Annotated in this window: 11 protein-coding genes; 5 read left to right on the top strand and 6 right to left on the bottom strand. The window is 66.6% G+C overall.

From position 1 onward, the window contains the following. Positions 1-562: 562 nt before the first annotated feature. The 4 genes from E1288_RS43995 to E1288_RS44010 all read right to left on the bottom strand — a co-directional run bounded on the left by E1288_RS43995 (position 563) and on the right by E1288_RS44010 (position 4,771). Entirely contained in the window at positions 563-1,240 is a 678-nt protein-coding gene (locus E1288_RS43995; RefSeq protein ID WP_328592563.1) for a TetR/AcrR family transcriptional regulator, read from the bottom strand. Positions 1,241-1,329: 89 nt separating this feature from the next. Further along, a complete protein-coding gene (locus E1288_RS44000) occupies positions 1,330-1,539 on the bottom strand; it encodes a hypothetical protein (protein WP_132494979.1) in 210 nt (69 codons plus the stop codon). Continuing rightward, on the bottom strand, positions 1,536-3,221 hold the full coding sequence (locus E1288_RS44005; protein ID WP_132494981.1) for a (2,3-dihydroxybenzoyl)adenylate synthase: 1,686 nt from the start codon (positions 3,219-3,221) through the stop codon (positions 1,536-1,538). The genes E1288_RS44000 and E1288_RS44005 overlap by 4 nt, the downstream gene beginning before the upstream one ends. After that, entirely contained in the window at positions 3,218-4,771 is a 1,554-nt protein-coding gene (locus tag E1288_RS44010) for an FAD-dependent monooxygenase (protein WP_132494983.1), read from the bottom strand. Before E1288_RS44010 ends, E1288_RS44005 begins: the two co-directional genes overlap by 4 nt. A 176-nt stretch (positions 4,772-4,947) precedes the next feature. Here E1288_RS44010 and E1288_RS44015 point away from each other — a divergent pair, with 176 nt between their 5' ends. The 4 genes from E1288_RS44015 to E1288_RS47685 all read left to right on the top strand — a co-directional run bounded on the left by E1288_RS44015 (position 4,948) and on the right by E1288_RS47685 (position 11,173). Then, positions 4,948-7,101: a hydantoinase/oxoprolinase family protein gene (locus E1288_RS44015; protein ID WP_132494985.1), complete on the top strand. Its 2,154-nt coding sequence runs from the start codon at positions 4,948-4,950 to the stop codon at positions 7,099-7,101. Next, positions 7,098-9,422, top strand: a complete 2,325-nt coding sequence (locus E1288_RS44020) for a hydantoinase B/oxoprolinase family protein (protein ID WP_132494987.1) — start codon at positions 7,098-7,100, stop codon at positions 9,420-9,422. The genes E1288_RS44015 and E1288_RS44020 overlap by 4 nt, the downstream gene beginning before the upstream one ends. Before the next feature lie 776 nt (positions 9,423-10,198). Next, the gene (locus E1288_RS44025) at positions 10,199-10,741 is read left to right on the top strand and encodes a helix-turn-helix transcriptional regulator (protein WP_235884236.1); all 543 of its coding nucleotides are present in this window, start codon (positions 10,199-10,201) and stop codon (positions 10,739-10,741) included. Positions 10,742-11,014: 273 nt separating this feature from the next. After that, positions 11,015-11,173 (top strand): hypothetical protein, encoded by a 159-nt coding sequence (locus E1288_RS47685; RefSeq protein ID WP_165968597.1) that lies wholly within the window; start codon positions 11,015-11,017, stop codon positions 11,171-11,173. Positions 11,174-11,216: 43 nt separating this feature from the next. Here the strand turns inward: E1288_RS47685 and E1288_RS44030 are convergent, their stop codons facing one another. Continuing rightward, positions 11,217-13,547, bottom strand: coding sequence for an ATP-binding protein (locus E1288_RS44030; protein ID WP_132494991.1), 2,331 nt, complete (start codon positions 13,545-13,547; stop codon positions 11,217-11,219). Positions 13,548-14,271: 724 nt separating this feature from the next. Between E1288_RS44030 and E1288_RS44035 the strand changes: the two genes are divergently transcribed. Beyond that, positions 14,272-14,814, top strand: coding sequence for a helix-turn-helix transcriptional regulator (locus E1288_RS44035; RefSeq protein WP_235884237.1), 543 nt, complete (start codon positions 14,272-14,274; stop codon positions 14,812-14,814). Between the two features lie 427 nt (positions 14,815-15,241). Here the strand turns inward: E1288_RS44035 and E1288_RS44040 are convergent, their stop codons facing one another. Continuing rightward, a complete protein-coding gene (locus E1288_RS44040) occupies positions 15,242-15,430 on the bottom strand; it encodes a transposase family protein (RefSeq protein WP_132494995.1) in 189 nt (62 codons plus the stop codon). Positions 15,431-15,569 lie beyond the last annotated feature (139 nt).

Consider the following 15,569-nt stretch of genomic DNA (forward strand, 5'->3'; position numbering starts at 1 on the left):
CCCGAACGCTTCACCCGCCGACCCCGGCCACCCGCACTACCCAAAGCGGCCTGGATCAACCAACCCACCGAAGATCAGCAACCAGTCAACTAAACACAACCCGTCTCAATTTGACTTGACAACTACCGGACCTCTACACCGCCACCGACCCAATAGCCCGCGCTACACCCTCAACTGTGAAGAGCCTGATTACGGACGAACTAGAGATGGCCCTGTCCCCTGTCATGGGCCGAACGACGGGCACGAGAGATCCGTACCAAACTGCACCGATGGTCCTGCGATGATTCTCGTCGCAGGTTCGACGATCTGTTTCAAACCTCACCTGCAATCCCGCGTTTCTCCTTGTGGCGTGGGTCGACCTTGGCGCCTGTCCCGCTTGGGGCGTGGTGGGGACACTGGCCGACGCGGTCGAGAGCTTGCCCTGCGACGGCATCGGAGGTCGCGAATCACCATGACCGCACCATGTGCTTGCGCAGCACATCGGCGAGATGAAGATGTTCGCGCAGCTGGCGGGGACGCGGCTTAACGATCGGGCTAGCGGTTTGACGTATGTGCCGAATGCTCAGAGGTCGAGGATGCGTTCCAGGTAGTCGAGGTCTTCGCGCAGCATCTTCAACGCGGCCGTGGGACCTGCGCCGTCCAGGACATGGTGATCGGCGCGGCGCAGTGCGCCGACGGCCATGTCGGAGAGCTGCTCTATGACGGTCTCAGTGGTGTCGCGGCCACCGGGGTGGAACCACCAGGCGACCCAGTTGCACATGCCGAGCACGCCGAGCGCGGCGATGCGCGAGTCCACGGGCCGGAACTGTCCGGTGCGCACGCCTGCCTCGATGACCCCGGCGATCGTCTTGAGGACGGCTCGGCGGCTGTCGGCGTAGGCGGCGGTGAGCTCTTCGGGCAGTTCGGCCTCGGAGCGGATCAGCAGCCGGAACCGGGCGGGCTGCGTAGCGCGCCGCGCCACTATGACCTCGACGACGCCGCGCAGTTTCGCGACCGGGTCGAGCTCCGACCGTGCGGCCAGCTCGCTGAGCTCGTCCAGCGGCCCGTTGGTGACCTCGGTGACGAGCTTGGCCAGCAGCTCGTCTTTGCTCTTGACGTAGTAGTAGAGCGCGGGCCGCGTGATGCCCAGTGCGTCGGCAATGTCCTGCAAGCTCGTGCCTGCGAACCCGCGTTCGGCGAACAACCGAGTTGCGTGCTCGTAGAGCTCGTTCTCCACCAGTTCGCGTCGCGCCGTGCTCACCCGCGCACTGGGCTCGCCGCCGCCGCTTCCGCGCTGGGACGACGCCTCTCCAGCTTTCTTGCGGGCGTTTGCCCGGGGTGTACCGCCGCTCATAGCTGTGATGGTAGAGGTGTTGCCGCCGCGAGAAGGCTGCCCGCGCCGGGAAGCTCCGGCGCCAGCCGCAGGTCCCCCAGCAGGCTGTACGCGCCGGCTGCGGCCACCGCCGGCAGCCCGGATTCCTGCTCGACCGGTGCGACCAGGTCGAGGGAGGGGGTGACGTTCGAGCCGGGGACGACGAGTCTGATCCGGTACCTGGTCATGAGGTCCTCCTCGAGTCTTCACGTTCGGCGGTGACCTTCGCTGCGATGTCGGCCCGCAGTCGATTCTTGTCGACCTTCCCGATGAGCGTGCGCGGGATCTCGGCGAGGTGCTCAATGCGTTCGGGCCATTTGAACTTCGCCACCTGCAGGTCCGCGAAGTGCTGCCGCACTTGGGATAGGTCGAGTGGTTGGCCTTCGACCACCAGGTACGCGCACGTCCGCTCGCCGAGGCGGGGATCGGGCATGGCCACGACGGCGGCCGCGGTGACGCGAGGATGCCGCAGGAGCAACAGCTCGACCTCAGCAGCGCTGATCTTCTCGCCGCCCCGGTTGACGAGGTCCTTGATCCGGCCCTCGATGGACACGTAGCGCTCACCCTCGACCAGGCGGATCGAGGCGAGATCGCCGGTACGGTAGAAGCCGTCGGAGGTGAACGTCTTCGTGTTGTGGTCCGCGGCGTCGAAGTAGCCGCGCAAGGTGTACGGGCCGCGGCAGCACAACTCGCCGGTCTCGCCGTCGGGCGCCTCGGTCTCGGTGCCAGGCTTGAGGATCCGAACCGCATCCATTTCGGACAGTGGCGTGCCGACGGTGGTCGCACGGGCGTCGCGGGGAGCACCAGGCCGGGTGGTGAGGAACATGCCTTCTCCCATGCCGAACAGCTGCCCGGACCACAGGCCGCAGCGTTCGAGGTCGTCGAATAGGGCGGGGGGCACCTTGGTGCCCGACAGCACGACCTGGGTTACCGCCCTCGTCGCGGCCGTGAACTCCGGGTGGGCGACAGCGTTGAAGTGCCCGTGACCGAGCAGCACGTGCGTCACGCCCTCGCGGGCCATCAGGGGCAGGGATTCGTCGAGGTCGGGAGTGCCCAGGACCAGGCACGCTCCGACGCTGTGCGGGCCGTGCACGGCACAGGTGATTCCCGCGTTGTGGATGATCGGGATCAGGTGAGCTACGCGCGTCGTGGTGTCCCAGCCCCATGAGCGGGCGTAGGCCACCGCGTTGTACCAGTACTCCGCGTGTAGCCGCGGGATGATCTTCGGCACGCCGCTGGTTCCGCCGGAGAGCTGGAACACCGCGACGTCGTCTGGGGCGACGCTGGACTGGATCTCCTCGACGGTCTCGCGGGCCGTCTGCGCGTCGAGGTCACGGCCGAGTCTTTCGATCGCGGCACCGCGGGAGTCGCCGTCCCGGCCGCCGAGTATCAGGACTTGCCGCAATGTCGGGTGTCCGCGTTGCTGTCCGACGGCGAAGTCGACCAGGTCGGTCCCGCGGGTGCCTGCCTCGACGAGGTGCGCCGTGGCGCCGACCCGGCGACTGATCGCACGGACTTCATGGCCGCCGTGCGCGGCGAGTGTGCACACCGGCACCAGGCCGGCCTTGAGCGCCCCGTACCAAGCGACCACCGTTCCTAGCCGGTTGGTGACCTGGAACAGCACCGGGTCGCGAGGCGCCAGGCCGATCCTGTTCAGCCCAGCGGCGAGCAGATCGCTGCGCTCGTCGAGTTCGCGGTAGCTCAGCCGCCCGTCCAGCGCCGCCACCGCGTCGCGGTCCGGGTGGGCGAGCGCGACTTGGTGTAGCTCGTCGGCGAGCGTGCGGGTGCCCCACAGCCCGGCATCGCGGTAGGCCCGCACTGCGTCCGGTGGGTAGTCGACGACCTTGCCGCCCCAGTGCGCGGTGTTCATGCACCCTCCTCTTCGGTCCGCTCACCGGTGAACGCAACCAAGTCGGTGCGCGCGCTCACCAGGCCAGCTGCGAAGTCGTCGCGCAGCTCAGCAGGCCCTTCCACCACGACGAGACCTCCGACCTCCGTGCGGATCCGCTCGGCGAGGTCCAGCCTAGTCAGCAAGGCGGGCCGGTCCGGGGGCCCGGTGACCCGGAAACCCTCGGCTCCATCTGCGAGCGCGCGGCGCGCTCGTGCCACCACGGCATCTCCGGTATCGCCCCACGGATCGGTGAGTACGTCACTGATGGTGACGAACTTCCTGGTGAGGTGATCGATCCGGCGACGCGGGAAGTGCTCGCCGTCGCGGATCAGCGGCTGGTCCAGTACCCACGCCGTGACCCCGGCCGGGTCAGCAGGGCCGGCGCTGCCCGCGTACTGCTCGAGTGCGGCGGCGACGACGTCGGGACTCGTGGCGGCGAACCGGTCGAGCGGCACGTTGCCCGCGCGGGACATGTAGGCGACCATCAGCTGCTCAATCGGCAGATGCAGTCGGGAGGGGAACGAGTCCCACCACAATTGACTGCGGCGCGCAAGCTCCTGCAGGCGCTCGACGGCAGGACGGCGGATGGCTTCGTAGCGCGCGAATGCCGAGGCCCGGTCCGGTTCGTCGCGCAGAGCCCCGACCAGGCCGATCGCGTCCTCCATCGCCAGTTTCGTGCCGGATCCGATCGAGAAATGCGCCGTATGCGCGGCGTCGCCGAGCAGCACGGTGCGGCCAGCGGACCAGCGTGCACAACGTACGGTCCGGAACCGCAGCCAACGGGTGCGGTTGCCGATCAGCGGATAGCCCCGCAGTTGTTCGGCGAACGCCTTTTGCAGGTAGCGCAACGATTTCTCGTCAGATGCGTCAGAAGGCGCCTCCGCGGTAGAGGTGTCGAAACCGGCGCGGCGCCAGGTCGCCTCGTCGGTCTCAATCAAAAACGTGCTGCGGCCGTCCGAATAGGGATACGCGTGCGTGACGAAGATGCCGTGCTCGGTGCGGACCGGAGCGAAGACGGCGTCCGTGAGGGCGAAGTCGGTGCCACACCACAGATATAGGCCGCGCCCCGTGTCGATCCGCGTGCCGAACGGCCCGGACTCCCGGGTCGTGCTGTTGATCCCGTCGGCGGCGATCACGATGTCCGCGTCGAGCTCGTCTGCGGTGCGCCGCGTGCCGAATTCCAGCCGCACGCCGACCTTCTCCGCGTGCGATTGCAGCACTGAGAGAAGCTCCGTTCGAGCGATGCCGATGAGGCGATTGTTGTCCACGCGTGCGACGCGTCCGCCGACCTGCATCGTCATGTCGTGGCGGCAGCCCACCGCGACGATGTCGCGCAGCGTGTCTGGGTCCGTTTCCTTGAGGTTGCGCTGCGTTCCCGCGGCCAGACCGATGCCGAAGCCGAACGTCGCGTCCGGCGTTCCCTGCTCGTGCACGCTGACGTCGCACGAGGGGTACGCAAGTTTGAGCAGACGCGCGGCGTAGAGCCCGCCGGGACCCCCGCCCAGTACAGCGGCCCGACGTAGTTGCATCCGGACCTCCAGTGCCTTGACAGTTGAGTCGACTATTTGACGTACCAGAAGCCACGGCGTCAAGGCCTTGACTCCAATTGGGTGGTTGGTCACGTCATGGCTTTGGCTCGAACGAAGTGTTTAATAGTCTACGTCTCCGTTGGTAGAGGTGCTCGTCGTCGCAAGGAGCGTGTGTCATGACCTTTGTCATCGGCGTGGACGTCGGGGGAACGTTCACCGACGCCGTTCTCGACGACGCCGGGACCGTGCTCGCCGCCAAGTCTCCGTCCACTCCGCCGGATTACTCGCGAGGCGTTCTGGACGTGCTCGGGCTACTGGCCGAACAACTCGGGATGTCGATGCCGGAGATGCTCGCCCAGACGCACCACATCGCGCACGGCACGACGTCATCGCTGAACGCGCTGGTGACGGGGAACGTGCCGCCGGTCGGTCTCCTGACCACGAAGGGGCACCGGGACTCGATCTACATCATGAACGTCGAGGGTCGCTACCTCGGCCGTTCGCCGCACGAGCTGCAGAACGTCCTCGGACAGGCCAAAGACCACGCGCTGCTGCCGAAACGGCATGCCATCGAGGTCACCGAGCGCATCGACCGGGACGGCAACGTCGTGGTGGGTCTGGACGAGGACGGGGCACGCGCCGCCATCCGCGCTCTCCTTGACGACGGCGTACGTGCGATCGCAGTGTCCCTGCTGTGGTCGTTCCGCAACCCCGTGCACGAACGGCGCCTGCGGGAGCTGGTCGCCGAGGCTGACCCCGACGTCTTCGTCGCGTTGTCCTGCGAGGTGAGCCCCCGCATCCGCGAGTTTTCCCGCAATGCCACCACGATCATGAGCACCCAGATCGGGCCGGGCCTGCGCGACTACCTGACCGCGCTCGAGGCCGCGCTGCGCGAGAACCGGCTCGCCGGGCCGTTGCTGGTCATGCAGAGCAACGGAGGCGCGGTGGCTGCGCAGGAGGCCCCGGCCACCGCGATCAGCACTGTCGGCTCCGTGCTCACCGGCGGCGTGGTGGGCTCGGTCGCGCTGGGCCGCCAGCTCGGTCACCGCAACATCATCTCCACCGACGTCGGCGGGACTACCTTCCTCGCCGGTCTCGTCGTGGATGGCGAACCGGTCCGCGACACCACGACCGTGATCAACCACCACCCGATCAACGTGCCTACCCTGCGGGTCGACGCGATCGGGTCCGGCGGTGGCGCAATCGCGTGGCTCGACGCCGGCGGCAACCTGCGCATCGGGCCGCGCAGCGCGCAGGCAGTTCCCGGCCCCGCGTGCTACGGCAACGGCGGCACCGAGCCAACCAACACCGACGCCAACCTCGTGCTCGGCATCCTGCCCGAGCGGGGTCTGCTCGGCGGCCGCAAACCGCTGTCGACCGAGCTGGCCTGTCGAGCGATCGAGACCCGGATCGCCAAGCCGCTGGGGCTCACCGTCGAGGAAGCTGCGACCGCGATCTACACGGTGCAGAACGCCCAGACCGGCGATCTGCTGCGCAAGACCGTGGTCGAGGCCGGGCACGATCCGCGTGACTTTGTGCTCTACGCGTTCGGTGGTGCGGGTCCCGCCCACTGTGCGAGCTACGCGGCCGAGATCGGGGTCAGCGAAGTCGTCGTTCCGCTCGGGCCGGTCGCGTCGGCCTTCTCCGCCTTCGGGCTCGCCTCGTCCGACATCGTGCTCGCCGCGGAACTATCCGACCCGACGATCGTGCCGTTCGATCCCACGCGCGCCGAGCGCGACTTCGCCGAGCTGGAGAAGCGGGTTCTCGACGGCCTCGGCCGCCAAGGCGTCCGGTTCGAGACCATCGAGCTGCACCGCGAGATCGATATGCGCTACACGATGCAGCTCGCCGAGGTCACGGCCCCGGTCGCGAACGGACCGCTCGACATGGCCGCGATCGAGGAGGCCGCTGCGGCGTTCGAGGAGCGCTATGCGGCGTTGTACGGCAAAGACACCGGATTCCGCGAGGCAGGCATCCAGGCCATCACCTTCCGTGTGCGCGGCACCGGCGTGCTGCCGTTCAGTCCAGAGCTGCCCGGGGTGCCCGCGGCGGACTCCGCCGATCCGTCGGGCGCGTGGATCGCCACGCGCCCGGTTTGCCTCGACATCCGCGGCGGATATGTCGAAACCCCGATCTACGACTACCGCGAGTTGCGCGCCGGGCACATGCTGACCGGTCCCGCGATCGTCGAGGTGCCCACCACGACCGTCGTCGTTCCCGACGGCACCACCGCTACCGTTGACCACCTGGGCAACTTGATCATCCGCACCAACGCTGCCCGCGCCATCCAACCCGCTCGCACCGCCGTTACCGCAGGGAGCGCGTCGTGACCATGCCGGTGCCCGGCTCGGAGGTCTACTCCAGCCGCCCAGTCGACCCCGCCGAGCTGCAGCGCTCACTACCGTCCACTTTGGATGTGCACACGGTTGCCCAGGGCCAGGTCGACGCGCTCGACCCGTTGACCTACGAGGTGATCCGGCACCGGCTGTGGTCGGTTACCGACGAGATGGGCGAGGCGCTCAAGCGCATGTCCGGCTCGCCGATCGTCACCGACGCCAACGACTTCGACTTCGCCATCTCCGACGAGCTCGGCCAGGAGGTCCAGGTCGGTCTCTACAACACCATGCTCGTCGGTGCGGTCGACCTGGCGATCTACTGGACGCTGCGCCACCGGTCGGTCAACCCCGGCATCGCCGAGGGCGACATGTTCCTGTGCAACGACCCCTGGGTCGGCGGCGGGCTGCACCAGAACGACGTGATCGTGTACCAGCCGGTCTTCCACGACGGGAAGCTCTTCGCTTGGACCAGTGCCATCGCGCACCAGCCCGACCTGGGCGGCGTCGGCCTCGGCTCGTTCTCCCCGGCAGCGCAGGACGTGTTTTCCGAGTCCCTGCCCACCCCGCCGGTCAAGGTCGTGCGAGAAGGCCGACTTCAGCGCGACATCGCGGACATGTGGACACGTCGGTCTCGCGTGCCGATGCTTGTTGGTCTCGACCTGCGCGCCAAGATCGGCGCCAACAACGTGGGCGCCGAGCGCCTGCACACTTTGATTGACCAGTACGGCCCTGACACGGTCAAGGCTGTCATGAAGCGCATGATGTCCGACGCCGAGACGAGGCTGCGCGACAAGCTCACCGCGCTCCCGAACGGCAGCTGGTCGGCCACCGGCTACCAGGACCAGTCGCACGAGGGCGACCGAAACCTGCACAAGATCACGGTCACCACCACCAAGACCGGCGACCATCTGACGTTCGACTTCAGCGGCACCGACCCACAGGCCGGCGTCATCAACTGTACCTACGCCGGAATGCGCGGCGGTGTAATGCTCGCGCTGCTGCCGATCCTCGCCAACGACATCCCGTGGTCCGCGGGCGGGCTGATGCGCTGCTTCGACCTGGTCACCGAGGAGGGCACCCTCAACAACGCGACGTTCCCGGCGGCCGTGGGCCGCGGCCCGATCGGCCCGGCCTGGCTCACCGGCAGCCTCGTCGCCGAGTGCCTGTCGCAGATGCTCGACCGTGATCTCGAGCTCGGCAAGAACGTGCAGGCCACCTGTTGTGGCACCTGGGACACGGCCGTGATCGCCGGCCTCGACGAGCGCGGCGAGCAGCCCGTGCCGTTCCTCAACATCATCATGGAGCCGATGGCCGGCGGATACGGCGCCAAACCGCACGCCGACGGCATCGACACAGGCGGGCTGTTCTGCATCCCAATGGGGCGCGTACCTGACGTCGAGATGACCGAGTTCCTCTACCCCGTCCTGACGCTGTGGCGGCGCGAGGTTCCGGACTCCGGCGGGCCCGGCAGGCACCGGGGTGGGCTTGGTGCGTCGATCGCGATCACCCCGCACGGAACCAGCCTTCCGATGGGGCTCGTCCTGGCGTCCGCGGGCAAGGCCGTGGCTCAGAACGGCGGACTCTGCGGCGGGTACCCCGGCAACAGCGGACTCGACGTGGTCGCGAGGCAGAGTCGTGTCGCCGACGTTCTCGCTTCCGGACGGATCCCGACTGAGCTGGAGGAGGTCAGCGACACGCTCGAACCAGGGCAGAACTACGCTTCGAGCTATCTCGCACCCGGTGAGGTGTTCGCGATGACCTGGCAGGGCGGCGGAGGCTACGGCGACCCGCTGAAGCGCGATCCCGAAGCAGTCGCTCACGACCTTCGAGAACACAAGATCACCGCGGCGAGCGCCCTCGATGTCTACGGCGTCGTCATCGAAAAGGGGGCCGTCGACGACGCCGCCACTGCCTTCGAACGCGACCGCCATCGAGCCCGGCGCAAGGATCGGTCGCTGGTCCTGGGCACGACGCGGGGCACGGCTCAGATGACCGCGGTCAAACGGATCGACGACAACCTGGTCGAGGTTGCCGGTGACTGCGAGACCCTCGTGGCGTGCCGCCACTGCGCCGAGATCCTCGGCGGCACCGCCGCAGGCGACCAGTTGTCACTCGCCCGCTATGAAGGCCCGTCGACGGAGGCGGGGCCGCAGGTTTTCGCTGACCCCGCCGACTACGTCGATGCGCCGGTCGTGTTCCGGCAGTACTGCTGCCCGTCCTGCTGGACTGCCCTGTACTCGGCGGTCGTGCCAGCAGACCACGCGGATACCACGGCCGCCCTCGGCCGACTGCTCGCGCGGGGCTCGTCCGGTTAGGAACTGTTGGCGGGCAGGAACGCCTGCTCGATCGCCCGATGTGGACGAGCGAGGCGTGAATCATGGAACCCCGAAATGCGAATTTTAGGAAGGTAACGATGCGATCCATCGCCAGCGTACGATCCAGCGACTACGCCGATTACCTGTTCCTCGAAGCCCCGTCCCGCTCACATTGCAGCATCCGAGATCCTCCGCCACTGATCCGTGAGCGAGAGGCAACGAACTATGCTGCGGTTGCGAACTCGGAGAAGTGTTCAGCGCGCGGGACGGGGATTGCGTTCTTCGTCGCATCGCCGAAGCGATACCGAACTTCGCTGAGCTGGGCACCCCGGCGTCGATTACCTCGGGAAACGTGCCGCCGCACCGTCCCACGAATGGTGGCGGACCTGGTCCGTAGGACAGGCCGAAGGAAGTGTAAAATCGTCTAGATGATGATCGACGGCGAGAACCTTGAAGTCGTCGGTGTGGGAAAGATCACGGAAAGTAATGCTGCTGGCGTTCCGTTTTGAATGACTGGCTGAAAGGGTTGCGGCCGGATGCATGTGTTGCTTTCGGGCGGGCTCGATTGGCGTTCAGCTGGCAGCTTTCAGTGTGCAGGGAGCTGCCTCTCTGAAAGACTGGTAGCCGAGATACTGACGAGGTTTTCTGTGAACATGACTTCGCACACTGCCTGGCCAAGCGCCCCCCGCGCCGTTAGCACCGCGCAGGCGGGCCGTACGAGTATTCGGGTCGCCGTACGTGCCGTCGATCCGCTCGTAGTCTCAGGTCTGCACGCAATGCTCCGTCCGGCTTCCGGTATCGATCTCGTCGCCGATTGTGAGGAGGCCGAAGTCACCGTCGCGGTCGCTGATAGTTCCGGCCTGTGCGAGCTCCTGAGTAACATCACGGTCTCTCGTCTGGTGCTCATCGCGGATGATCTGCGGCATGCCGAGTTGCTGGCCGCCATCGAGCACGGCTTGATCGTGCTGGTGCCGCGCGGGGAGGTGACGACGAAAACACGCCTGCTGCAAGCCATCTCGGATGCGTGTGAGGGCCGTGGTGACCTGCCCGCTCAGCAGTTGGGTGCGGTGCTGCAGGGGATGAAGCAGTTGCAGGAAAGCACTTTGGGGCCGCGCGACCTGAAACTGAGCGGTCTCTCCTCACGGGAGATCGAGATCTTCCGGCTGCTCGCGGATGGGTTGGGCACCGGCGAGATCGCGGAGAAGCTCATGTTTTCCGAGCGCACGGTTAAGAGCGTGTTGCATGGCTTGATGAGCAGGCTCGGGCTCCGCAACAGAGCGCATGCGGTCGCCTATGCGCTGCGCCACGGCCTGATCTGACGCTGCGGCGCGTTGATCTTTGTGCCGGATCGTGCTTGAAGCACGGCTGGGCCGCCGGCGGGAGGCCGGCCCGGGCCGGTTCCCCGCTGAAGGCTGTTCTACCTTTCAAAGAGGGTTCGAACTGGTCACTCTTGATATCGGTGGACTCAGGGGTTTCGGTTATGGCTGTCATGGTTTTGCCGTTTGGGATGGCTGAAGGGACTTGGCCGGGAACCCCGCGACGACTGAGACCGCTCATGTAATTGGGATACGCGATGTGATCGCTGTGTAGGCATGATCGCCGCGCTCGGTACTGCGGACTTCGCCACCGCCGAGGTCCGCGGTCTGCATTTCGGGCGCCCCGTCATCGACGGCGAACCCAGCGGCAACCACGTCGCCGCAGCCGAGATCGCCGACTGGCTGGACAAGCACTTCGCACTCGCGCCGCCGTGACCACCGAGCGACGACGAACACGACACCGGAGCACGGACGATGATCACAGGTTCCGGACCTGCCGGTACTCGCCGAACGACGCGGCGAGCTGGACGCGATTGGTGAACCCGAGCTTGGTCAGTACGTTTTGTACGTGTCCCTCCGCGGTGCGCGTGGAGATCACCAGCCGAGCGGCGATGTCCTTGTTGGACAGTCCCTCGGCGATCAGCTCGGCGACCTGCCGCTCTCGCCGGGTCAACTGGGCCAACGGATCATCGGCAGCGGCCGGAGCCGACGTGGTGCCGTCGGCATCCTCACCCAGGGCGTAGGCCACTGCCTGGGCGCTCTCGAAACTGACGCCCCGGTCGAACGCGGTCTGGAACCCGCGGTCGCCGAGGGCATGGCGCGTCTGCCGTTCGCACTCGTCGTGCACTAGGTAATAGCGCGGCAGGTCGGCCAGTGGTTTGCTGCCCTCCATCGGGTAAAGCCGGTGCGCCGCTCCCAGCAGCACGGCGGCGCGCTCGTGTTCCCCGCTGCTCCCTGCGTACCAGGCCAGTGACTCGATGACGAAGACAGTGCCCAGTGCGTCCTTGAAGATCTGCTGATCCCGCAGGGCTTCCTCGGCACACGCGCGTGCCCGAGCCACGTCGCCCCGCATCCACTCCGTCAGGGATCTGATGTACAGCACGTACGTTCGGGCCCATCGATCGCCGTGCTGGTCGCAGAGGGCGCCTGCCTGCTGCGACACCGCCATCGCGCGGTCCAAATCGTTCAGCTGGGTGAGCGTCGCGCTCATCGTGACGTAGGCGATGGCCGTGACGGCCGTCATCACGCCCAGTGCCTCGAACAGCGCCAGGCAGTCCTCCATCAGGGCCAGCGTCCGCGGCAGGTCGCCACCGTTGGCCCACTCCACTGTTCCCAACGCGAACAGACCGTGGGCCAGCATGTTCTTGTCACCGGCCGACCTGGCCCACTGGAAGCATTCCTCAGCCATGTCGGCGGCCGCGGCGCGGTCGCCCTGCGCGACGGCGAGGTGGGAGTTGGTCCACAACGCGGCGGCCCGCGCTCTGCTCGGTGTGACGTCCAGCGTCAGCATCCGGTCCAGCCAGTGCCGTCCCTCGGCAAGGGGGCCGCAACCGTACCAGTAGAAGTGCAGTGCCGCGGCCATCCGCAGCCCAGTCTGGGACTCCCCGGGGGTGTTCAGGCAGTACTTCAGCGCCAGCCGGAGATTGGCGAACTCGCGCCGGCTCCTTACAGCGATCTCCTCCTGGGCGGGACCGAACCACTCGGCTGCGTGCCGCTCGGTCAGCTTCAAGAAGTAGTCCCGGTGCCGTCTCCGCAGGGCCGCCTCTTCGTCAGCGGCCCGTAGTTTCTCCCTGCCGTAGTGGCGGATTGTGTCCAGCATCAGGTACCGGACACTGGCGCTGTCGCCGTCCTCCTCCCTGACCAGGACCGACTTGTCCACCAATCCGGCCACCGCGTCGATGACATCCTCCGGGGGGATGCCGTCCCCGGCGCACACCGCCTCGGCCGCGTCCAGGTCACACCCCCTGACGAACACCGACATCCGTGCCCACAACCTCTGCTCGGCCGGGGAGCACAGCGCGTAGCTCCAGTTCATCACCTCCTGCAGCGTCCGATGTCGAGGCAGCACGGCGGGACTGCCTGCGGTGAGCAGCCGAAACCGGTCGTCCAACCGCTGGAGGATCTGCTCCGGCGAGAGGATTTGCACCCGCGCGGCGGCGAGTTCGATCGCGAGCGGCAGGCCGTCCAGCTGCTGACATATCCGCGCGACGGTGGCCTGGTTTGCCGGGGTGACCACGAAATCGGGCACCACGGCCGCGGCTCGCTCGCTGAACAGCTGGATCGCGTCCCCGGCGGCCGAGTCATCGCCCGGGGTCACGTCCAGATCGGGCAGCGGCAGGGGCAGCACCGGCCGGATGTGCTCTCCGGGTGTGCGGAGCGCTTGCCTGCTGGTGGCCAGGATCCGCAACCGCGGCGCTGCCGCGAGTAGCTCACCGGCGAGCACCCTGCACGCGGCCCCCAGGTGCTCACAGTTGTCGAGGACCAGCAGGAGCTGTTTGCCCCGCAGGTGGTCCACCAGGACCTCCCGAGACTGGTCGCGCAGCCCTATCGCGTCGGCGACGGTCTGCTCCAGCAGCGCGTGATCCTGCAGCGCGGCCAGTTCGACCAGGAACACCCCGTCCGGGAACGCTCTGCGGGTCTGCATGGCCACCCGCAGCGCCAGCCGGGTCTTGCCCACTCCGCCTGGACCGGTCAAGGTCAGCATCCGCACCGCCGGAAGGACCTTCTTGACCTCGGCCATCTCACGGCGACGACCGACGAAGCTGGTCACCTCCGCCGGGAGGCTGCCCTTCTCACTCCGCGTCACCACGTGACCACACTAAACCTTGACTCGGTGACCGACATAGATGGGGAGCGTCCGCAATTCACGTAGTCGCCAGGTACTTGCACGGTGTCGCCGCGGAGCCGGACGGACGAGAATTAGGTCCGACCGAGTAAGGAGGCGAACGAGATGGGCATGCGTGGCGCGCAGTCCGGCACCCGCGCGTAGCACCTCTGCTGACGACCAGTCGCCGTTGGCGGAGAGCGGGACACGATCGGGAGTGGGCATTACCTCACACGTCACCTGGCCGAGCAGCCACCACGGAGGCGGGGCCGTAGATCTTCGCCGATCCGCAGACTACGTCGATGTGCCGGTCGTGTTTTCTGTGCGGTGCTTCGTTTCGGATTTCGGGTGTGATGGCGACGCGTACGAGGGTCGGGCTCATCCGCTGCGCGTGTCGTATTTCTCGTTTGCGAGTAGTGCTGCTGACACACCGTTTTGTACGACTGGCTGAAAGGGTTGCGGCCGAATGCATGTGTTGCTTTCGGGCGGGCTCGATTGGCGTTCAGCTGGCAGCTTTCAGTGTGCAGATAGCTGCCTCTCTGAAAGACTGGTAGCCGAGATACTGACGAGGTTTTCTGTGAACATGACTTCGCACACTGCCTGGCCAAGCGCCCCCCGTCGCGCCGTTAGCACCGCGCAGGCGGGCCGTACGAGCATTCGGGTCGCCGTACGTGCCATCGATCCGCTCGTAGTCTCAGGTCTGCACGCAATGCTCCGTCCGGCTTCCGGTATCGATCTCGTCGCCGATTGTGAGGAGGCCGAAGTCACCGTCGCGGTCACTGATAGTTCCGGCCTGTGCGAGCTCCTGAGTGACATTACGGTCTCTCGTCTGGTGCTCATCGCGGACGACCTGCGGCATGCCGAGTTGCTGACCGCCATCGAGCACGGCTTGATCGTGCTGGTGCCGCGCGGGGAGGTGACGACGAAATCACGCCTGCTGCAAGCCATCTCGGATGCGTGTGAGGGCCGTGGTGACCTGCCCGCCCAGCAGGTGTGTGCGGTGCTGCAGGGAATGAAGCAGTTGCAGGAAAGCACTTTGGGACCGCGCGACCTGACGCTGAGCGGTCTCTCCTCACGGGAGATCGAGATCTTCCGGCTGCTCGCGGATGGGTTGGGCACCGGCGAGATCGCGGAGAAGCTGATGTATTCCGAGCGCACGGTTAAGAGCGTGTTGCACGGAATGATGAGCAGGCTCGGGCTCCGCAACAGAGCGCACGCGGTCGCCTATGCGCTGCGCCACGGCTTGATCTGACGCTGCGGCGCGTTGATCTTTGTGCCGGATCGTGCTTGAAGCGCGGCTGGGCCGCCGGCGGGAGGCCGGCCCGGGCCGGTTCCCCGCTGAAGGCTGTCCTACCTTTCAAAGAAGGGTTCACGGCCACCACCCCGATCACTCGGAGGCAGCTGCAAAGCATGACAAGACGGTGCACGCACAGCGCCACACCGTCTTGTTGTGCGGAAACTGATTGTGTTCGTGTGGGAGGGGGCCGAGGGGACTTGAACCCCTGTCAGTGAGAGGAATCCCTAGAATTCTTTTCCGTGGTCGGCATGCTGCTGTAGCGCGGCATGAAGGTGCGGTTATCTGCTCGCTACGTGCAAGTCTGCGTGTCAGTGCCATTTCGGCTCAAACGTGCCGGGATCTGTGGCCAGAAGGGTAGGGATTATTTTCAAGTGAGGTGATCTCAGTGGATTTTGCCGTGTTCGTGGCGGGTGAGGGTGAGTGCGGCTTGGACGATGGTGGTGATTTTGCGGGGGCTGGCGGTGATGTGTTGGAGGGTGTGCCAGCGTTGGGTGAGCAGGGCGAAGCCGCGTTCGCAGGGTGCGCGTAGGCCTCTGAGCAGGGTGTTGTAGGTTTTGTTGTCGGTATCCAGTGGGCAGCCCTTCCCTCTTTGTCAGGATGAGATGAGACACCTGGTGTGAGTGCCGGGTATGAGTGTGAGGGCGGGATCGGAGATCCTGGTAGTCGTGTCCACTTCATCCAACGACAGGTCGGGTCGGTCGGGTGGGCAG

Origin of the sequence: Saccharopolyspora elongata (genome assembly GCF_004348985.1) — a bacterium.
In the GTDB taxonomy this organism is placed as follows: domain Bacteria; phylum Actinomycetota; class Actinomycetes; order Mycobacteriales; family Pseudonocardiaceae; genus Saccharopolyspora; species Saccharopolyspora elongata.

What these genes read in the sequence shown, in the direction of transcription:
- E1288_RS44000 (WP_132494979.1), bottom strand. Translation starts at nt 1,539, where the DNA reads ATGACCAGGTACCGGATCAGACTCGTCGTCCCCGGCTCGAACGTCACC.
- E1288_RS44005 (WP_132494981.1), bottom strand. Translation starts at nt 3,221, where the DNA reads ATGAACACCGCGCACTGGGGCGGCAAGGTCGTCGACTACCCACCGGAC.
- E1288_RS44010 (WP_132494983.1), bottom strand. Translation starts at nt 4,771, where the DNA reads ATGCAACTACGTCGGGCCGCTGTACTGGGCGGGGGTCCCGGCGGGCTC.
- E1288_RS44015 (WP_132494985.1), top strand. Translation starts at nt 4,948, where the DNA reads ATGACCTTTGTCATCGGCGTGGACGTCGGGGGAACGTTCACCGACGCC.
- E1288_RS44025 (WP_235884236.1), top strand. Translation starts at nt 10,199, where the DNA reads ATGCTCCGTCCGGCTTCCGGTATCGATCTCGTCGCCGATTGTGAGGAG.
- E1288_RS47685 (WP_165968597.1), top strand. Translation starts at nt 11,015, where the DNA reads ATGATCGCCGCGCTCGGTACTGCGGACTTCGCCACCGCCGAGGTCCGC.
- E1288_RS44035 (WP_235884237.1), top strand. Translation starts at nt 14,272, where the DNA reads ATGCTCCGTCCGGCTTCCGGTATCGATCTCGTCGCCGATTGTGAGGAG.